Annotated in this window: 20 protein-coding genes; 10 read left to right on the top strand and 10 right to left on the bottom strand. The window is 59.8% G+C overall.

What is annotated here, in order from left to right; genetic code table 11:
• Positions 1–77 precede the first annotated feature (77 nt).
• A complete protein-coding gene (locus tag DW151_RS00600) occupies positions 78–557 on the bottom strand; it encodes a pyridoxamine 5'-phosphate oxidase family protein (protein ID WP_117630053.1) in 480 nt (159 codons plus the stop codon).
• Between the two features lie 42 nt (positions 558–599).
• Entirely contained in the window at positions 600–3404 is a 2805-nt protein-coding gene (locus tag DW151_RS00595; protein ID WP_158571631.1) for a transporter substrate-binding domain-containing protein, read from the bottom strand.
• A 170-nt stretch (positions 3405–3574) separates the two neighbouring features.
• On the opposite strand from DW151_RS00595, the gene DW151_RS00590 reads away from it, so the two are divergent.
• The 3 genes from DW151_RS00590 to DW151_RS00580 all read left to right on the top strand — a co-directional run bounded on the left by DW151_RS00590 (position 3575) and on the right by DW151_RS00580 (position 5994).
• Positions 3575–4000, top strand: a complete 426-nt coding sequence (locus DW151_RS00590) for a potassium channel family protein (protein ID WP_055252221.1) — start codon at positions 3575–3577, stop codon at positions 3998–4000.
• A 36-nt stretch (positions 4001–4036) separates the two neighbouring features.
• Positions 4037–4570 (top strand): TIGR00730 family Rossman fold protein, encoded by a 534-nt coding sequence (locus tag DW151_RS00585; protein ID WP_117758274.1) that lies wholly within the window; start codon positions 4037–4039, stop codon positions 4568–4570.
• Positions 4571–4695: 125 nt separating this feature from the next.
• Positions 4696–5994 (top strand): chloride channel protein, encoded by a 1299-nt coding sequence (locus DW151_RS00580; RefSeq protein WP_118333976.1) that lies wholly within the window; start codon positions 4696–4698, stop codon positions 5992–5994.
• Between the two features lie 95 nt (positions 5995–6089).
• On the opposite strand, the gene DW151_RS00575 is transcribed toward DW151_RS00580, so the two are convergent.
• The 3 genes from DW151_RS00575 to DW151_RS00565 are packed head-to-tail and all read right to left on the bottom strand — an operon-like array spanning position 6090 to position 8070.
• Positions 6090–6788, bottom strand: a complete 699-nt coding sequence (locus DW151_RS00575; protein ID WP_117776021.1) for an ABC-2 transporter permease — start codon at positions 6786–6788, stop codon at positions 6090–6092.
• Positions 6785–7666, bottom strand: coding sequence for an ABC transporter ATP-binding protein (locus tag DW151_RS00570; protein WP_118333974.1), 882 nt, complete (start codon positions 7664–7666; stop codon positions 6785–6787). Before DW151_RS00570 ends, DW151_RS00575 begins: the two co-directional genes overlap by 4 nt.
• A 23-nt stretch (positions 7667–7689) precedes the next feature.
• A complete protein-coding gene (locus DW151_RS00565) occupies positions 7690–8070 on the bottom strand; it encodes a GntR family transcriptional regulator (RefSeq protein ID WP_118333973.1) in 381 nt (126 codons plus the stop codon).
• Between the two features lie 215 nt (positions 8071–8285).
• Here DW151_RS00565 and DW151_RS00560 point away from each other — a divergent pair, with 215 nt between their 5' ends.
• The 3 genes from DW151_RS00560 (at position 8286) to DW151_RS00550 (ending at position 11468) form a co-directional block, all read left to right on the top strand.
• Positions 8286–9899, top strand: coding sequence for a peptide chain release factor 3 (locus DW151_RS00560; protein ID WP_118333971.1), 1614 nt, complete (start codon positions 8286–8288; stop codon positions 9897–9899).
• 156 nt (positions 9900–10055) lie between these two features.
• Positions 10056–10778, top strand: a complete 723-nt coding sequence (locus tag DW151_RS00555; RefSeq protein ID WP_233543264.1) for a VUT family protein — start codon at positions 10056–10058, stop codon at positions 10776–10778.
• A gap of 9 nt (positions 10779–10787) precedes the next feature.
• Positions 10788–11468: an SDR family NAD(P)-dependent oxidoreductase gene (locus DW151_RS00550; RefSeq protein WP_118333970.1), complete on the top strand. Its 681-nt coding sequence runs from the start codon at positions 10788–10790 to the stop codon at positions 11466–11468.
• Between the two features lie 51 nt (positions 11469–11519).
• On the opposite strand, the gene DW151_RS00545 is transcribed toward DW151_RS00550, so the two are convergent.
• On the bottom strand, positions 11520–12245 hold the full coding sequence (locus DW151_RS00545) for a uracil-DNA glycosylase (protein WP_118333968.1): 726 nt from the start codon (positions 12243–12245) through the stop codon (positions 11520–11522).
• A gap of 88 nt (positions 12246–12333) precedes the next feature.
• Positions 12334–13236, bottom strand: coding sequence for a DMT family transporter (locus tag DW151_RS00540; RefSeq protein WP_118333967.1), 903 nt, complete (start codon positions 13234–13236; stop codon positions 12334–12336).
• 158 nt (positions 13237–13394) lie between these two features.
• On the opposite strand from DW151_RS00540, the gene DW151_RS00535 reads away from it, so the two are divergent.
• A complete protein-coding gene (locus tag DW151_RS00535) occupies positions 13395–14261 on the top strand; it encodes a LysR family transcriptional regulator (RefSeq protein WP_117776026.1) in 867 nt (288 codons plus the stop codon).
• 27 nt (positions 14262–14288) lie between these two features.
• Here DW151_RS00535 and DW151_RS00530 read toward each other — a convergent pair whose 3' ends face one another.
• Positions 14289–15671, bottom strand: coding sequence for an MATE family efflux transporter (locus tag DW151_RS00530; protein WP_117776027.1), 1383 nt, complete (start codon positions 15669–15671; stop codon positions 14289–14291).
• A gap of 191 nt (positions 15672–15862) precedes the next feature.
• Here DW151_RS00530 and DW151_RS00525 point away from each other — a divergent pair, with 191 nt between their 5' ends.
• Complete coding sequence (locus DW151_RS00525) at positions 15863–16675, top strand: putative RNA methyltransferase (protein WP_118259607.1); 813 nt, start codon at positions 15863–15865, stop codon at positions 16673–16675.
• Between the two features lie 125 nt (positions 16676–16800).
• On the opposite strand, the gene DW151_RS00520 is transcribed toward DW151_RS00525, so the two are convergent.
• Positions 16801–17202 carry a hypothetical protein gene (locus tag DW151_RS00520; RefSeq protein WP_118333965.1) on the bottom strand — a complete coding sequence of 134 codons (402 nt, stop codon included), beginning with the start codon at positions 17200–17202 and terminating at the stop codon, positions 16801–16803.
• 436 nt (positions 17203–17638) lie between these two features.
• On the opposite strand from DW151_RS00520, the gene DW151_RS00515 reads away from it, so the two are divergent.
• A complete protein-coding gene (locus tag DW151_RS00515; protein ID WP_118333963.1) occupies positions 17639–18343 on the top strand; it encodes a class I SAM-dependent methyltransferase in 705 nt (234 codons plus the stop codon).
• Positions 18344–18391: 48 nt separating this feature from the next.
• On the opposite strand, the gene DW151_RS00510 is transcribed toward DW151_RS00515, so the two are convergent.
• On the bottom strand, positions 18392–18688 hold the full coding sequence (locus tag DW151_RS00510) for a hypothetical protein (protein WP_055310006.1): 297 nt from the start codon (positions 18686–18688) through the stop codon (positions 18392–18394).
• 77 nt (positions 18689–18765) lie between these two features.
• Between DW151_RS00510 and DW151_RS00505 the strand changes: the two genes are divergently transcribed.
• Positions 18766–19254, top strand: a complete 489-nt coding sequence (locus DW151_RS00505; protein ID WP_118333962.1) for a GNAT family N-acetyltransferase — start codon at positions 18766–18768, stop codon at positions 19252–19254.
• The last annotated feature ends 250 nt before the right edge of the window (positions 19255–19504 follow it).

Below are 19504 nucleotides of genomic sequence, written 5' to 3'. Positions count from 1 at the left end.
CTGCCCCATGCGCCCACGCCGTCAAAATGCGTGGGCGCATGGGGCGCAGAGGGTAGCGAGCGCGTTTTTCGCATTCGCTACTTTTCCTGAATCTGCTTGCCGCAAAGATGCTCAATTGAAATCTCGTAGAGTTGGACGCCCTTGATGTCTTTGGCGATTTCTTCCTCGACTTCTTCGGCAGAAGGGTAGTACTTAAGCGCGAGCTGGCGGACTTTGTCCTCGATAAACGCAGGCGCTTCATCTACCAGGCGGCAACGGCCAAAGACCACAGTGCTCATGACGTAAGGAGCCCAGTCGCCGTCCTTGTACCACTCGTTGCCGTAAACGGTAAAGCAGACTTTATCGTCACGCCTGAGCGAATCGACCTTGTGGCCGGCCTTGGCGCCATGGAAATAAATCTTGTCGTGCTCGGCGTCAAAGAAGTAGTTGACGGGAATGGCATAGGGGTAGCCATCATCGCCGTTGACGGCAAAGACGCCGCGCTTACAGGTGGCGAGCAACTCGCGCGCTTCCTCGTCAGTGATGGCGCGTTTCTTTCGACGTAAGGGCCTAAACATCGTTGGCTTCCTTTCTGGCTGTGCATGGTGGTTAAACGCAAACTATAGCGAAACAGTTCCGTTTTTCTTGATGCGGGCGAGTATGTTTTTGAGCTTGTTAAAGTCGAGCGGTTTGGGCAGATGGGCGTTCATACCGGCATCGTGTGCCGCCTTGGCGTCCTCGTTGAAGGCGTTGGCAGTGAGCGCGATGATGGGGATGTCGGCTGCATCGGCCTTTTCGCTCAGACGAATCGCGCGGGTTGCCTCGTAGCCATCCATGCCCGGCATCATGATGTCCATCAGGATCGCATCGAAGCTGCCGGCGGGACGACTAACGTATAGGTCGACTGCTTTGTTGCCGTCGGCGGCGCGCGTTACGACGATGCCTTCGCTTTCGAGTAGAGCCTGGGCAATTTCGGCATTGAGCTCGTTGTCTTCTGCCAAAAGGACGTTCATGCCGGCAAGCGAGCAACTGTATGTCTGCTTGGACGCACGTTCTTTTGCCTGAGGGTTCTTGTCGATATCGAGCGGTATCTGGACGTTGAACGTGCTTCCCGCGCCAACCTCACTCGAAATCTCAATCGTGCCGCCCATCATATCGATGAGCGATTTGACGATAGACATGCCAATGCCGGTTCCTTGGAACTTGCTACGCGCATCGTCGCCTTCCTGGGCAAACGGCTCGTAAATGTGCGTCAAAAACTCGGGCGTCATACCAATGCCGGTATCCGAGACGCTAAAGCAAAACACGGCGTGCTCGTCGTCGACCGGTTTGATGGTCGATGAGAACGTGACGGTGCCTCCGTGCTTGTTGTACTTGATGCTGTTGTCGAGCAGGTTGACAAGGATCTGCCGAATATGGGTGGGGCTGCCGATCATATATTGGTCGACAGCGTAGGGCTCGCTGGTGTCGAGCATGGTTATGCCGCGGTCCGATGCGCGGAGCTTGCACAGTACGAGCGCATTGTCGCACAGCTCTTTAAGGTTGAATGATTCGTGCTCGAGCGTCACTTTGCACTCCTCGATCCTGCCCATCTCGAGGATGTCGTTAATCAGTGACAGCAGGTGATTGGCGGCAACGCGCGCCTTGGCGCGGCTTTCGCGGGCGACCTGCATGTCGCCTTCTCTCAATTCCTCAATTTCGATAAGGCCTAGGATGCCGTTGAGCGGCGTGCGGATGTCGTGGCTCATGCGCGTGAGGAAAGCGGTTTTGGCGGCGTTGGCGGCATCGGCTTTCTGCCGTTCCTCCTGTGCGCGGTAAAGCGACCAGACAAGGATGACGATGCCGGTGAGCAAAATGCAAATGACGACTGCCGCAATGACGATGCGGTTGCGGTAGAGAAGTCGGAACGCATCCGATTCTTGCGCCGAGTACGATGTGGGGAAATAGCTGTTTGCAGAGAGCGATTCACCTGCATTGACGATGCCCTTATTGATGATTCCCAGCAGCTCGGGCTTGCCGCGCGAAATTAAACACGATAGTTGTGCCGTGTTGGTGAGTTCCTGTGTTTCGAAATCCTCGATGTCGTAGATGTCGCGGAGAGTTTCCAGGCGCGTGCTGGGGACAATGATGCAACGTGCCTTCCCCTCATCGAGGGCTTTGAGCACCTCGCCGTCATTCGAATACTCGGTTACCGTTGCGTTCGGAAAGAGACTTTCGAGCTCAAAACGGTTAACGATTGTGCTCTTTGTACAAGCGATGTTCTTAAGGTCGCTGTTCAGGTTTTTGCCACTGTGAATGGCGGTCAGCGAAACCGTTCCCATCGAGTTTGACTGGATGACCCCTGTCTGCTCGGCGAGCCAGTAGTCGCGAAACAACGGCAGAGCGACATCGATGGTCCCGTTGGAAAGGGCTTTGATCATTTGTTTGTTGCTCGAGAGTGCGATTGTTTTGACCGTAATACCAAACTTGTCGTGCAACGTCGTTGCAAGCGAGGCGAGCGATCCTTCCATCTCGCCGTCGTCATTTTGCGTGCAGTAGGGAAGTTGGTTTTTAAGATAGCCGAGCGTGATGGTATTGCCGTTTGTTTTGAGCCAGGTGGTCTCGGGGCCGGTGAGCGATGACGAGCCACTGTTTTGGGCCGAGTAACTCGATTTGACTTCCTCGTTATAGCGCGGGTTATCGCGGGCGATGGTCGTCATGGCGGCGTTGATGTCGTTCATCAGATCGGGGCGGCTTTTGGGAACGGCAAAATAGTAGTCGCTCGAGCCTACGTAGAACATGGGTGACGCATCGGGCGACGAAATGGTATCGTTCATGATGACGGCGTCGACCTCGCCGTCTGCAAGCGCCTCAAAGAGGGCGCTGCCGGTGTCGATTTCTTTATAGGTGCAGGTGACGCCTTCGTCGGCGAGCCACTGCTGGCCGACGATAGTTTGCATAACGCCAGAGTTGCAGCCGATGGTGAGGCCTTGGAGCGCCTGGGGGTCACCCTTGGCCAGATCGTCGCGGTCGGGCCTGGCGTAGATGTAGTAGCGCTCGGTGCCCTCGGGGTTCGAGGAAAAGAGCAGCTTCTGCTCGCGTTCTGCCGAATACGAGATGTTGGGCATGAGGTCGATTTCGCCTGCTTCGAGCATGTCCATAAGCTCGGAGAAGGTGCCGCTAACGTATTCGTATTGCCAGCCCTTTGTGTAATACGAGAGGGTCTGGAGGTACTCGTAGCCCCACCCCGAGAGTCGCTCGCCCGGCATGCCTTCCTGGAAGCCTTTGTTGTTGACGAGCCAGCCAACGCGGACCGTCTTGACCTGCTGGTCGGAGTCGGCGGCAAAGGCGGGGGCGGGCATGACGGCGCTCAGTATGGCGAGCGCGGCAAGCGCGACGGCCAGGGTGCGATATAGAGCCAAGCGAAGGACGGCGGAAGGTTTCACATGAAATCCTATCGAGTTGAGACAGTTTCGCATAAGGATACCAGCTCAGCCTGCCCATTCAGCCGCCGCACCGCTAAACGGTCACTCCCGGCAGTTGGGGACAGTCCCTTTCTGCCGGGTGTGGGACAATAACGAGCGAATGTGATTGGGCGTCTGGAAAAGGGGTCGCGATGAACAAGTTGAGGACGCTTGCCGACGTGTTGCGCCAGGCTGGCTTTGCACGCATCACGGGCCTGTTTCTCGTCTTCTATCTGCTGTGCTCGACGGCCGTCTGGCTGTCCGAGCCCACGACCCTTACGTTTGGCGACGGCCTCTGGTTTAGCTTTGAGACCGTATCGACCATCGGCTTTGGCGATATCCCGGCCGAAACGCCGGTTGCCCGCGCTATCACTGTCGTTTTGAGCGTCATCAGCATCTTCTACATCGCCATGCTCACGGGCGTGGCGGTGAACTACTGCAACACGCTCATCAAGATGCGTCAAAAGGACACCATGGCGCGCTTTATGGACGATCTCGAGCATTTGGAAGAGCTCGATCGTGACGAGCTCGCCGACCTGTCGCGCCGTGTGCGCGAATATCGCCGACGCCAACGCTAGAACGGGCGACGCGCGTCACGACGAGGGGGACTGAATATGAATATCACGGTATACCTGGGCGCGAGCGTCGGCAACGACCCGGCGTTTCTGCCTGCAGTGCGAGAGCTCGGCACGTGGATTGGCTCCAACGGCCACGCGCTGGTATACGGCGGCTCCAAGTCGGGCCTGATGGGCGCGCTTGCCGATAGCGTGCTCAATGCTGGCGGGCATGTGACGGGCGTTGAGCCGAGCTTTTTTATCGAGGCAGAGTTTCAACACGACGGTATTGACGATCTCATCGTGACGAGTGACATGGCCGAGCGTAAGGCCAAGATGATCGAGCTCGGCGACGCGTTCATCGCCTTCCCGGGCGGTACGGGCACGCTCGAGGAGATTGCCGAGGTCATGTCCGCCGTGTCGTTGGGGCATCTCGATGCGCCGTGCATCCTGTACAACCTCGGGGGCTACTACAACGATCTTAAGTCGCTGCTCGGGCGCATGATCGACAAGGGCCTATCGAGCCCGCAGCGCCAGACCGGCATCTACTTTGCCGACGACCTGCGTCAAATCGCATCGATTATCGGCGCCTAAGCCTTAGGCTCATCGCTCGTGCGGCACCCAACGGCACCGTTCGCGGCGTAGATGGTTAGCCCGCCCGAGGCCTGCTCGTCCTACAATAAAACGTATCTTTGTCGATTTGACCACGGGAGGTCCCGATGGATACCCTTGCAAAACCCAAAAACCGTGCGCTGTTCTTAGTGAGCGTGGCTGCGACCGGTGCGTTTGCGGGCACCGCGGTCTGGCTGTTCTTCTTTGCGATGGAGCGCGGTATCGACTATCTATGGACCGAGATCCCGCATATGCTGGGCGTCGCTTCACCCGAGCTCGCGAGCGGCCCGTTCGGGTTTTTGCCGTATCCGTTTTTCGTCTGCCTGCTGGGCGGCCTGCTGATCGGCCTGTACGAAAAGATGACGGGCACCAAGACCGATGACCTCAACCAGGTAATGGCCAAGGTTAAGCAAGACGGTCGCTATCCGTACGACAACCTGGGCAAGCTTTCGCTCGCGGCGTTGCTGCCGCTGCTGTTTGGCGGAAGCATTGGACCGGAGGCCGGCCTGACCGGCGTTATCGCGGGTCTGTGCAGCTGGGTCGGCGACCGCATGCGTCGCTTTGGTGCCGAGTTTAGGCAGCTCACGCTGCTGGGTACCCAGGCCGCCCTGACGGCGCTCTTTACCGCGCCCGTCTTTGGTTTTGTGGCGCCGCTCGCCGGTAGCGCCGATGGCCAGGGCGCTGGCGAGGACTCCGCGTCCGATGAGATCACCATCAAGCTGCCCAAGGCGCAAAAGACCGTGGTCTACGGCATCGCGATTGCCGGCGGTCTGGGCACCTATCTGCTGCTCGGCCAGCTTATGGGCGGCGGCATGGGCATGCCCAGGTTCGAGGCCGCCCAGGTGGGTAACCTGGAACTTGTCTGGCTCATTCCGCTGGCGTTGGTCGGCACCGTATGCGGTTGGCTGTACTTTGTCTCTGAGCATGCAAGCGAGGCACTGTCCCATGCAATAGGGGAGCGCCCGGTCGTCAAGGCCATGCTGGCCGGCCTGGCGCTCGCCATCTGTGGCACGGTCCTGCCCTACACCATGTTTGCCGGCGAGACCCAGGCCGATGTGCTCATGGAAACCTATCTGACCATTCCCGCTGGCGTGCTTATCGCGACCGGTCTTGTTAAGGCCATGCTGACGCCCGCCCTCATCAACCTTGGTTGGCGCGGCGGCCACTTCTTCCCGGTTATCTTCTCGGGTGTGAGCCTGGGCTATGGCCTTGCCATCCTCACCGGCGCAGATCCGGTCTTTTGCGTCGCCGTCTGCACCGCCTCGACGATGGGCGCCGTCATGCGTCAGCCCGTCATGGTCGTGGGCCTGCTGCTCATGTGCTTCCCGCTCAAGGGCATCGTCTGCATGATCATCGCCGCTGTTATCGCCGCCGGCATTCCGCTTCCCAAGCCGCTGCGCAAGTAGTACGGTGGCGCACGCCGGGGACATGCCGTTTGCCATGGATTTGCGGATGGGCGATTGCGACCGATTGCGGCCCGCGTGGGTCGAGATTTGCTTGCCTACAGGTCGCGTGCCCGATAGACCTTGGTGCTGACGGTGCAGCTGATTGCACATAGCGTGAGGGCCAGTACGGCAATTCCTGCGCACAGGCAGCCGAGGACGGCGGGATCGGGATTCGCCCCAGCAATCGACATGAGCCAGTTGCTGATGGGGTTGGAGGAGCTCAGCGTGGCCATGGCAAGGCATCCGAGCAGGGCAAACAGGCCGACGGAAAGGCGCAGCGCCTCCATGTGTCCAAATCGAAAGAACAGCGGCTGTGCCAGAAACACCATCATGAGGGAGATGAGCATCGATGCGGCGGAGGCTATTGTGGTCTCAAAGACGATCTGTCCCGTCGAGGGCATGCCCGTGTGATCGAAGAACGGAAGAGTGATGGTGCTCAAAAGCACGGTCGCGCACGCCATGATGGCCGAGAAGGCAACAATGCAGAGGTAACGTGCGCAGATGATGTCTTTGCGCGAGAGGGGCAGCGTTGCCCGATAGCGCTCCCATCCGTTTTGATTGTCGTAGCCGGCCAGCGAGCTCATGACCACGATGGGCGACATGGCACTGACCGCGCAGGCGCCGGCGCTCATACTGGCATCGCCATCCGATGCGTTGGCGAGGGTTAGTACGACGAAGATGAACAGGCCGACGCCCGCGATGCTCGGGACAAGCGTGCGGACGATGGCGAGCTCAGACATAAAGGCGCGTTTCATTTCGAAGCCCCTTTCAGTATGAGGCGAAGATAGTCATCAATGGTTGCCCGGTCGCAGGGAATCTCGGGGAAGGCCTCGAGCGCCTCGCGACGGTTGGGTACGAGCACGTCCACGCTATAGGCGTGGTGGGCGGCACGGGCACCTTCGACGCAAGCCATAAGCTCTGCGGCCTGTGCTTGGGTGCAGTGGGCGATGCCGGCTCGGTCGGTAATGTCCTCGCGCGGCAGGTCAAACACAATCGAGCCGTTATCGATGCAGATGACGCGGTCGGCAGTGCGATCGAGGTCGGATGTAATGTGGCTCGAGAGCAGCACGCTGTGCTGGCCGTCGGCGACAAAGGCAAGCAACTCGTCGAGCAGTTCCTCGCGCGCCATGGGATCGAGGCCCGCGGTGGCTTCGTCCAAAACGAGCAGCTTGGCATTGTGGCTGAGCGCACAGGCGAGCTGCAGCTTCATGCCCATGCCGCGGGAGAGGTCCTTGACCTTCGTCTTGGGATCGAGGCCAAATCGGTCGATGAATCCGGCGAACGTTTCGCAGCTCCACGTGGGGTATGCCGGGCCTACGAGCTTCTCGACCTGGCCCACCTTGAGCGTGGAGGGGAAGGGACACGTGTCCAGGACAAGCCCGATGCGGGAGCGCAGGTGGCGCTGCGTCTCGTCGGGCGCGTTGGCGTCGCAGCGCTGTCCAAGCAGATGCACCTCGCCGGCATCGGGCTTTATAAGCCCAAGCGCGGCGCGAATGGTCGTCGTCTTGCCGGCGCCATTTGCGCCCACAAAGCCAACGATCTGGCCGGGCTCCACGGCAAGCGTGACGTCGCGCAGTGAAAAGCGGTCGCTCACGCGGCGCGATACACCTTTGAGTTCTAGCAACTTTTGCATGGTATAGCCTTTCTTGCAGATGGCTACTGCATGGTTTCGGGGGCTACGAGGTCGAGCATCTCGTGCAGCTTGTCGCGCGTGACGCCCAAGGCTTCGGCTTGGCTCGCCGCTTTCGCAAGCAGCTCTTCGATATGGCAGAGCTGATTTTCGCGCAAGAGTTCTTGGTTGCCCTCGGCGACAAAGCAGCCCTTGCCCTGCACGGTGCAGATAAACCCGAGTTGCTCCATGTCGGCGTAGGCGCGCTTGGTGGTGATGACGCTCACACCCAGGTCGCTCGCGAGTGTACGGATGCTGGGGAGTTTGGCTCCCGCAGCGAGTGTGCCCGAAAGGATCTGAGCTTTGACCTGCGAGGATATCTGCTCGTAGATGGGCTTGTCGCTCGAATTGGATAGGATGATGTCCACAGCGGCTCCTTAGCTGTTGGGCTACACGTGTATATAACCGGTAAGCACAGTATATATACACTATGTACAGTTACGCAAGAGACAAATTCGGATTGGGCCGGCTACCCAGGCCCCAACTGATGAATTTGTCCTGATAGGCGCCCTAGAGCGGGATTTCGCGGCTACAATAGTGCGGTTACATCGACGTAATGCACTCATTGCAAGAAAGGATCCGCATGGCAAGCCTGTCGGATGAAATCTCGTCGCGCCGCACATTCGCGATCATCAGCCACCCGGACGCCGGTAAGACCACGCTTACCGAGAAGCTGCTGCTCTATACCGGCAGCATCCAGACTGCCGGCTCGGTCAAGGGCAAGAGCTCGGCCAAGCATGCCGTCTCGGACTGGATGGACATCGAGAAGGAGCGCGGTATTTCCGTTACCTCCTCGGTGCTGCAGTTCACCTATAACGGCGCCTGCGTCAATATCCTCGATACCCCCGGCCACCAGGACTTCTCGGAGGATACCTACCGTACCCTTATGGCCGCCGACGCCGCAGTCATGGTCATTGACGGCGCCAAGGGCGTCGAGGCCCAGACCAAAAAACTCTTTAAGGTCTGTACGCTGCGCCATATTCCCATCTTCACCTTTGTGAACAAGCTCGACCACGAGGCTCGCGATCCGTTTGAGCTCATGGAAGAGATCGAGAACGTTCTGGGCATCAACACCTATCCCATGAACTGGCCGATCGGCAGCGGCCGCAACTTCCGCGGCGTGTTCGACCGTCAGACCCGTCGCGTCATCGCCTTTGAGGGCGACGGTCACGCCAACGCCACCAAGAAGGTCGCCGAGGTCGAGGCCGAGCTGGGCGATCCGGCCATGGATGAGCTTATCGGCGAGGAGAACCACAAGAACCTGATGGACGACATCGAGCTGCTCGATGGCGCCGGCGACGAGCTCGACCTGGATGCCGTGGCCTGCGGCAAGCTGAGCCCGGCGTTCTTCGGCTCGGCGCTCACCAACTTTGGCGTGGAGCCCTTCCTTAAAGAGTTCCTGCGTCTGGCCCCGACGCCGCGTGCCTATACCGATACGCTCACCAGCGAGCCGGTCGCGCCCGCCGAGAACGACTTTAGCGGCTTCGTGTTTAAGATCCAGGCCAACATGGACAAGAACCACCGCGACCGCATTGCCTTTGTGCGCATTTGCTCGGGCAAGTTCGAGCGCGGCATGGATGCCTTCCATGTGCAGGGCAACCGCAAGCTTAAGCTTGCCACGGGCACCTCGATGATGGCCGACGACCGCGCCATCGTGGACGAGGCGTACGCTGGCGATATCGTTGGTCTGTTCGACCCGGGCATCTTTAGCATCGGCGACACCGTGTGCTCCGGTAAGCGCCGCGTGCAGTATCCGCAGATCCCGACGTTCGCCCCCGAGATGTTCGCTCGCATTACGCAGGTCGACACGCTCAAGCGCAAGCAGTTTGTGAAGGGTATGGAGGAGCTTGCCCAGGAGGGTGCCATCCAGATCTTCCGCGAGCTGGGTGCCGGCATGGAGAGCGTCATCGTGGGCGTGGTCGGCGTGCTGCAGTTTGAGGTACTCGAGCGCCGTCTTAAGGCCGAGTACCGTGTTGAGGTTCGTCGCCAGCCGCTGCCCTATACGGACATCCGCTGGATCCAAAACGACCCCGACACCATCGACATCCCGGGCCTTTCGCTCACGCGCGATACCCTGCGCGTCGAGGACATGCGCGGCGGTAAGCTGCTGCTGTTCACGAGCCCGTGGAACGTGGACTGGGCAACCGACCACAACCCCGACCTTATCCTGTCGGAGTTTGGCAACGTAGCGTTTTAGCGCATCGGCGCGGTGGACCTGCGGGGCTGCCGCGCCGGTTGCTTGCCTGATGCCGTGTGAGCGGCTATCATACCCACCGTCGTCTCAAGACCGGGGCGTCCGAGCAGTTCGGGTCCGATATCCTGCTCGTTAAACCTAAAACCAAAGGAGTACACAATGATCAAGAAGGTCATGGAGGACTATAAGGTCCTGTTGCGGAGCATTCCCGCGGCAACGGTTTCGCTGTTTTTCGTGAGCGTCATCATGATGAACCTGCTGGCCAACAAAGAGCTCATCAGCCTGCCGTATCTGGCACTCGATTGCGGCTTTGTGGTGAGCTGGGTTTCGTTTTTGTGCCAGGACATGATCTGCAAGCGTTTTGGCGCCAAGGCATCCATCAAAATCTCTATCCTCGCGCTGGCGGTCAACCTGGCCGTAAGCCTGTGCTTTTGGCTGTGCTCGCTCACGCCCGGCATGTGGGGCGCCTACTATGACACGGGCATGATCGAGGTCAACACCGCCCTTAACGCCACCATCGGCGGCACCTGGTACGTGGTGTTGGGCTCTTCGCTGGCAATGCTCGTTTCTGCCGTGGTGAACTCCACGCTCAACCAGTCGCTCGGCCGTATGCTCAAAAAGAATAACTTTGCGAGCTTTGCCTTCCGTTCCTATGTGTCCACGGGTGTTGGCCAGTTTATCGACAACCTGGTCTTTGCCATTGTGGTGAGCCACACGTTCTTTGGTTGGACCTGGGTACAGGTCCTTATGTGCTCGCTGACCGGCGCTGTTGCCGAGCTGCTGTGCGAGGTCTTCCTGAGCCCCGTGGGCTACAAGGTCGTGCGTGGCTGGGAGCGTGAGAATGTGGGCGCCGAGTACCTCGAGCGCCACGCAATCGCCTAAGGAGCAAGTATGCGGGTTTTGATCACGGGTGCTTCGGGTGGTATTGGAGCCGCGTGCGTGCAGCGCTTTTTGGACGAGGGTCACGAGGTCGTGGGCTTTGATCTGCTGCCGGCGGCAGTCGAGCACGAGCGCTATCGCCATCTGATCGTCGATGTCCGCGAGCCGGATTCGTTTCCAGACGAGCTTGAACCCCAGGTGATCGTGAACGTTGCCGGCACGCAGGATTCGGCCGACGATATTGCCGCCAACCTGTGCGGCACCATCAACGTGACCGAGCGCTATGCCTTTGTGGGGGAGGGGCTTGCCGCCAAGCCGGCGCCGGCCATTACATCCGTGGTCAATGTGGGGTCGGCGAGCGGGCATACGGGATCGGAGTTTCCCGCCTATGCCGCCAGCAAGGGCGGCGTTATCGCCTACACCAAGAACCTTGCAAACCGTCTGGCGCCGCAGGCTATCGCCAACAGTGTGGACCCGGGCGGCGTTATCACGCCGCTCAACCGTTGCGTGATGGAAGACGAACACCTGTGGAACCAGATTATGGAGCTCACGCCGCTTAAACGCTGGGCCACCGCCCAAGAGATCGCCGAGTGGATCTACTTTGTGGGCGTGACCAACCGGTTTATGACCGGGCAGAGCCTGCTGATCGATGGCGGCGAGGCCGGCCGCACACAATTTATTTGGCCCGAATAGGAAACGCGCCCGATGGGAAGCCGTCGGGCGCGTTTTTTGATGTATCGATTTTTAGCCGAGGCAAGTCCAGTTGACGGGGGTCGAGCCGTGCTGTTCGAGTAGCCGATTGGCAGCGGAGAAGGGGCACGACCCCATAAAAGCGGGGAGTTCTGCCGTGGCACGGTTTGCCGAAAGCGGCGAGGGGTGCGTAGAGGCCAGACAGAACTTGCCGGTTGCCTTTCCCGCGCCGGTCGCGGCGAGCTTGCCTTCGACCATCTGCTGGGCAAAGCGACCCCATGCCAAAAAGACGACCGGCTGGGGCAGCTGACAGCAGCGTTCGATGACGTAATCGGTCAGGGTGCTCCAGCCCAGCTTGGCGTGCGAGTTGGCGGCATGCTCGCGCACGGTGAGCGTCGTGTTGAGGAGCAGGACGCCCTGTTGTGCCCATGGGGTTAGGTCTCCCGTGGCGGGAATGGGACAACCCAGATCGGCGTTGAGTTCCTTATAGATGTTGCGCAGGCTCGGCGGCAACTTGGTTTGCGACGCGGGGACCGAGAACGATAACCCCATGGCCTGGTTGGGTCCGTGATAGGGATCTTGACCCAAAATGACAACCTTGACCTGGTTGGCCGGCGTATAGGCGAGGGCATTGAGGATGTCGTCTTGTGCCGGGTAGATAGTCTGCTCGGCACGTAAAAGGGCGATGCGCTCGAGCAGCTGGTTCGTTGTGTCACGTACCGGCTGCGGCGCATCGCCCAACCAAGTTGCTATGTTGCGGTCGCGAGTTGCGGTGTCCATGGGGCTCCTTTACGGCAGATGCTCTGTTGGCATCTATTGTAAAGGCGCACCGGTTGCCTTTATGCCGCGGCTGCATGAAGAGTGGGGTCTACGAGACGCGCTCGGGCGCTCCTGCCATGTGAGCGTGTCCTTGCGAGCGAAGGCGCGGGAGCTCGACGGTTGCCACCATCACACCGGTGAGGATGAGGGCGGCGCCAAAGAAGGCGATGGGGCTCAGGACCTCGCCGACCAGGAAGAACGAGAAGACGGCGGAGCAGACCGGCTCCAGCGAGAAGGCAAAGCCGGTGGTCTCGGCGGGCACGTGGGGCTGCACGAGCGTCTGGGTGATAAAGCCGTAGGCAGAGCAGATGAGTGCGAGCGCGACGACCACGACGATTTCGTTGGGCGTGCTGGGAAGCGTGAAGCCGCCAAAGGTGCACGCGGCGATGCCCGAGAACAGGCCGCCAAAGCCCAGCTGCCAAACACCCAAGGCCAGTGGGTCGACTTCTTCGACAAAGCGCTTGGCTACGATAATGTGGCTGGCATAGATAAAGGCTGAGAGCAACATGATGATCGCGCCGGGATTCAGGCTGGTAAAGTCGGCACCCGAGAGCAGCAGCATACCGCAGGTGACGATGGCGGTGCCGATGAGTACCTTGCGCTCGGGGGCGCGACGCAGCAGGGCGGCGTTGGCAAACGGCACGATCACGACCGTCAGGCTCTGCAAAAAGCCAGCGGTGGAGGCGGAGGTGAGGCTGGAGCCCAGGCACATGCAGGTGAGCTCGGTTGCCATGATGGCGCCGATGATGGCGGCGCGAACCATCAGGTCACGGTTGATGCGCAGCGCGTGCTTGTGAAAGAGCACAAGGCAAGCTGCAAAGGCGATGATGCAGCGCAGCGCAACGATGCTCGTGGCGTTCATGCTGTCCATGCCGATCTTCATGAGGGGGTACGAAAAGCCCCATGCGACGGGAACGGAAAATGAGAGCGCGATTGCTTTTTTGCGATCCATGGGACTCCTTTTGTTACAGAACGGTTTCGCAAAAAGGATTCTGCTCCCAGATATGGATGTAGTAAAGCGAATGTATCTTCAGTATGATTAAGAAATACTAATGCTAGTAGAAAAAGCCCTGGCAAAACGTTTTACGGCTACATCGATGTGGAGGCACGATGGCATCGCGGTATCAGATTGTTTGTATGGTGGTCGATTGCGGCAGTCTTAAGGGCGCGGCCGACGAACTGGGCTATACGCAAAGTGCGGTGAGCCAGGCCGTCAAAGCGCTCGAGCGCGAGCTGGGTACCACGCTTATCGAGCGCGGTAAGCAGGGCGTTTCGCTTACGCGCGACGGTAAACAATATCTGCCGTTCCTGCGCCAGATTGTGACCGCTGAGGCCGAGCTCGAGGGCAAGCGCCAGGAGCTGCTGGGGTTCTCCTCGACTGATATTCGCATTGCGACATTTACCAACGTGAGTCGTACCGTGTTGCCACGCGTGATCCGCGACTTTGGTGCGCTGCACCCGGGCGTACGCTTTACCCTCAAGCAGGGCGATTACACGCGCAACGCTCAATGGGTACACGATGGCGTGGTTGATTTTTGTTTTACGGCGCGCGGATTTACCGCTGGGCTCGAGAAGCGCGTGGTCTATCACGACGAGTTGGTAGCATTGTTGCCGGCCGCGCATCCGCTGACGGCAAAGGAAAAGGTGACACTCGCCGACCTGGCGTCCGAACCGTTTGTGTTACTGGATGAGGGCGAGCAGAGCCTGGTGCTCGATGCATTCGCGGCGCACGGGCTGTCGCCGCACGTGACGAGTGAGGTCACCGACGACTACACCATCATGGCGATGGTGGAGGAGGGCCTAGGCGTAAGTATGCTGTATCGCCGTACCGTCGAGGGCATGCGGGCCGATATCCGCGTACGTCCCATCGTGCATGCTCCCTCGCGCGACGTGGTGGCAGCTTGGCGCAGCTGGGACACCATGCCTATCGCCACGAGGCGTTTTATCGACTATATGAGCTCGCATATTGTCAATTAATGACTGGCGTGACGTTGAGTGCGGTGTTTAGCGGGCTGTCGCTTTGGCTTGGGCGGTGTGATAGGTGCGTGCCGGGTGGCAGAGCAATACCGCCACGACCATAAAGAATGCCGTGGTGCCCAGGCTGATGGGGTAGACCATCATGATGTTCGCAAAGGTACGGAAGTGCGGGAACACGCAGAATACCCAATAGAAGCGAATGCCGCAGACGCAGATCATGGTGATGAGGGCGGGCATGAGCGAGATGCCAAAGCCGCGCAGGTAGCCGGACATGTTTTCGTAAAACATGCTAAAGGCGTATGCCGGGAAGATCGAACACACGCGGATGTAGCCGATCGAGACGATGTTGGGGTCGCTGTTAAAGAGCGATAGGATCTCGCGCCCCAGACCGACGATAACGATAATCGTGGTGAGTGCAACGATACCGCCTTCGATCAGGCAGACCTTGAGCGTCTTGGTGCAGCGGTCGATCTGGCGAGCGCCGTGGTTTTGTCCCACAAAGGTGGTGCAAGCCTGGCTAAAGCTGTTGAGCAGGTTGTAGCACACGTACTCCAAGCTCATGGCGGCGCTTGATGCCGCCATGACCTCGGTGCCCAAGCTGTTGATGGCGGACTGGATGATGATGTTGGCGACGGCAAAGACAGCGCTTTGGATGCCGGCGGGCAGGCCGATCTTGACGATGCGCTTGAGGGCGACGGGGTCTAAGCCTAAGTCGCGTGGGGTGACGCGGACGACGGAGTCGGTCTTGAGCAGGTGGACAAAGAGTGTGGCGGCGCTGACGGTGTAGGCGATGGCGGTGGCGATGGCGACGCCCGTGACGCCCCAGTGGAGCACGGGGACAAAGATGAGGTCCAGGCCAATGTTGAGGACGGTGGACACGGCGAGCGCCTGCAGCGGCATGCGGGTGATGCCGACGGAGCGGAAGATCGCGGCCTCAAAGTTGTAGAGCAAGATCGAGGGCATGCTGAGCAAAAAGACGCGCAGGTAGAGCGAGGCGAGCGGCATGGTCTCGGCAGGCACGTTGAGCGCAGCGAGCATGGGCTCGGCAAAGATCTCGCCCAGTGCGATGACGACAAAGCCCACGAGCGCCATTAAAATCGAGGTATGGACGGCGCGTTTGACCATGTTCTGATCGTTGCGGCCGATAGCGTTGGCGATGACCACGTTGGAGCCAAGCGACATGCCAATAAAAAGGTTGAGCATAAGACTGGTAAGCGGAACATTGGAGCCGACCGCCGCCATGGCGAGGGTTCCCTGGTCGCCCGAGAAGTTACCGATGATGACCGTGGCGATGAGGTTCGACAGCTGCTCCAAGATGCTCGTGGCGGCCACGGGGAAGGCGAACAGGGGAATATTGCGCCATAGCGAGCCGGTGGTCATGTCAATGTGCTTAGATGCGGTGCCTGCCATACGCTCTCAATCTCTAATATGCTCTTTCGTGCTTATTTGCGCAGACGATGATACTCCTAATGCAGCCAGCCGGCACTTAGGGACGTTCCTTTTCTGTCGGCAGCTGGGGACACTCCTTGTCTCTTCTATGACTAGGTGGGGAAGGCGTGCGACAATGGTGGGCGTTGTGTTGTTCGCGCTAAGGAGTTGCCATGTTGTTGTGTCCCGTTTGCCATGAGCCGTTGGTGGACGACGAGCGCGGTGCTGCATGTGCGGGTGGACACCGGTTTGACCGTGCGCGCGAGGGCTATCTGTATCTGCTGCGCTCGTCCAAGAGCGGCGACTCCATGGGCGATCCCAAGTCGCAGGCGCGCAGCCGTCGTGACTTTCTGAACCGTGGATACTATGCGCTGTTGCGCGATGCGATGGTCGAGCTGGTGCGCGAGCGGGTGTCTGAACGTGCCGCGTCTACGAACGGCCCCATGACCTTGCTCGATATTTGCTGCGGCGAGGGCTACTACACCAGCGCCATGGGTGCGGTGCCGGGCGTGGACGCTTACGGGTTCGACTTGGGCAAAGAGATGGTGCGCCTGGCCGCCAAGCGCGGCGATGCGACCTATTTTGTGGCCAACATGAAGGATATCCCCGTGGCTGATGGCGCCTTTGATATGGTGACCGAGCTCTTTGCTCCCTTTAACGAGCGTGAGTTTTCTCGCGTGCTGGCGCCCGGGGGCTCGCTCTACACCGTGGTGCCGGGTGCCCGTCATCTGTTTGGGCTCAAGGAGGTGCTCTACGACACGCCATATCTCAACGACGAGAAGCTGCCGAAGACTACCGAGCTCGAGTTGGTCGGAACGCAGCGGGTGTCTGCGAACATTACGCTCCAGACCCAGGCCGACATCGAGGCGGTGTTCCAGATGACGCCGTACTACTACCGCACGCGCCCCGCCGACAAAGAGCGCCTGGCAAACCTGGACACCCTTCAAACCGACATCGACTTCATCATCGCCGAGTACCGCCACTAACCTACCAAAAAGGGACAGGTTTATTTTGGCAGGTTTTATCTGGGCAAACGTAAAGGGCCGACCGCGGAGATGCGCGATCGGCCCTTTTTAGTTGCTTGGCTGCAGAGGTTATGAGAAGCGAGCGCTTACAGGCGGTCCTTGTTCTCGGCCTTAACGGCATGTGCCTGCTGAACAAAGAACAGGTCGTAGACCACGATGACAAAGGCGCCATAGTTGATGGCGTCGCCGCCAAACGCGGGGAGCGTGAGCACAGCCTGCGCAATCGTGGCGATTGCGGCGACGATGCCGAGCTTAAACGCGCCGCCTACCTGCGAAGGCTTGTTGGCGCCCTTGATGCCCGCAACGCCCGCGGCGAGATCGATGAGGCCTTTGGCGACAAGCACGACCGTGGCGAGCATGGCGTTCGGCCCGTAGGTGGACTCGAACTTGCCGGTCGCGATGCCGGCGATTCCAATGACGAGACTGGCGATGCCCAGAACAAAATAAATCAGGGCAAGGATTTTGAGTGTCTTGCGAGCGGCGCTCATAGCTGGTCCTTTCGATGCGGGCGCGGTGAATCTGTCGCACCCAGGTTGCGGCATATATGGTGAAGCACATTGTAGTTCAACGCGGCGATGCATGCGCCTGAAAGCGTCTCTTGCCCGTACGGTCCAACCTTTCAAAAAGGAAAGCTGGGCGTAAGTCAAATCGATGGCAGCTCATGTGCGGCGCTGCGATGATGAGGCTGTAACAAGGGGCTGGTCTTAAGGAGGAGCCATGATGTACGGAGCAGGGCAGGTGCGTGAGCCGCGGTCGTTGGGAAGGCGCATGGGTGATTCTGTGATCGCTGCCGTGTGCACGGGATTGATGGCGGTTCTTTGCATTGGGATGCTGTGGGCCATGTCGCATGTGGGACAATAGCGGACGGTTGGGTGCCGACATAAACGGCGCTCACGTATTCGTTTTGCATGTTAAGGAGTACCCATGGGCGTCGTCGATCCCTTTTCTGTTGCTCGTGCCGCGGGGCTTGAGCTGACCGGGAAGTCCGAGGGCCTCACGCTCACCGACGGCACGATGGAACTGCGCGCCGATTTTGGCCGCATGCTGCCACGGCTCAAGCAGGGCCGTCTGCAGCAAGAGCTGCTGGTGAAGGCTGCGCGTACAAAAGGCATCGAGCAACCATGGGCGATTGACGCCACGGCAGGCTTTGGCGAGGATTCGCTGCTGCTGGCTGCCGCGGGCTTTACTGTCGATCTGTATGAGCAGGATTGCGTGATCGCGGCGCTGCTCAAGGATGCCTTGGATCGCGCGGCAGATGGTCCGGCGCTTGCTGATGCCGTGTCGCGCATGCGCTTACATGCGGGCGAGGACAGCATTGCCGGCCTTCGCCATGTAGCTGAACTGATCGGGCAGGGCGAGCTCGCGACTCCCGACGTGGTGTATCTGGACCCCATGTTTCCCGAGCGCACCAAGAGCGCGGCGGTGAAAAAGAAGTTCCAACTCTTGCACCATCTGGAACAGCCGTGTGCCGATGAGGAGACGCTGGTCGAAGCTGCGCTTGCGGTGCGGCCGCGTAAGGTCGTTATCAAGCGGCCGGTGAAGGGGCCGTTGCTTGCCGGCGTTAAGCCGAGCTATCAGCTTGCGGGCAAGGCCGTCCGCTACGATGTTTTGGTGCCGCCGCGCCCGTAGTTTGCGTGCGATGCCCGGCGCTGCGTGAGCGTCGCACCGATGCGGGGCCTATTTCCAAGGGTGCGACGTCAGGTGCCACCCGCCGCAGTATTCGCATTTGTAGCAGGCCAAACCGCGCCGTCCGCGGTTTTCGCAGTCGGCCATAACTGCCTCGGCCTCGGCGCGCGTGTCGTAACGGTTTTTGCGCTCGCACGACTTGTAGCGCCAGGCTTCATCGCGCTCGGCGTCCAGGGCGTCGCGGCGCTCGTCTTCGCGTGCAAACAGGTCGCTCATATCGCCGCCGGTGGCAGCGCCCAAAAACTCGCTTTTGGCTTTTGACCAGGCGGCTCGCTTTTTGCTCCCCATCTGCTTCGCGCCCCTCTCCAAACGTTGGTATCATTGCTCAATCAAAGTGATACCAATAAACGTGAGGTCGCCGCGTGATGATCAGAAAAACCCTCGATACCGACATTCCCGCCGTCATGGCTATCTATGACGCCGCCCGCGCCTTTATGCGCGCGCATGGCAACGCCACGCAGTGGCCCGAGGGCACGCCTTCGGCCGAGCAGCTCAAAAGCGATATCGCCGCGGGCGGTAGCTATGTGTGCGAGGAAGACGGACGCGTGCTGGCGACGTTTGCCTTTCTGCCGGGGCCGGACGAGTGCTATGACCTCATCGAGGACGGTCAGTGGCGTAGCGACACTCCGCATGCCGTGCTGCATCGCGTGGCATCCGACGGCACCGTGCACGGTATCGCGGCAGCGATGTTTGCCTTTGCCAAGGAGCGCGCCAGCCACCTGCGTATCGACACGCACGCGGACAACCTGCCTATGCAGGGCGCGAGCATGAAAGCGGGGTTCGAGCGCGCCGGCGTCGTGTATGTGTCGGACGGCACGCCGCGTGTTGCGTTCGACTGGCTGCGCGAGGCATAAGAGCGGGGACGCGTATCAGCAATCCATATACATGAAAATGGCCCCGGGTGGGGCCTTTTTGATCGCTGGGCTGTTAAGGGGAGGTGCCGGCTTTCGCAAGGCGCGAACCTACGAAAATCGCCGCGCGGCAACGCGGGGCGATGAGCTCGGTCGGGGGATAGGGCCCGCTTCGCCCGCCGGCCCGTAAATTGTATCATCCAGTGTGGAGCGTGAACGCCCGTTGCCGCGTGCGATGGGCTTGTAATAAGAG

Source organism: Collinsella sp. AM13-34, from assembly GCF_003473055.1.
Taxonomy (GTDB): domain Bacteria; phylum Actinomycetota; class Coriobacteriia; order Coriobacteriales; family Coriobacteriaceae; genus Collinsella.
This window is presented reverse-complemented; position numbering and strand designations above follow the sequence as displayed.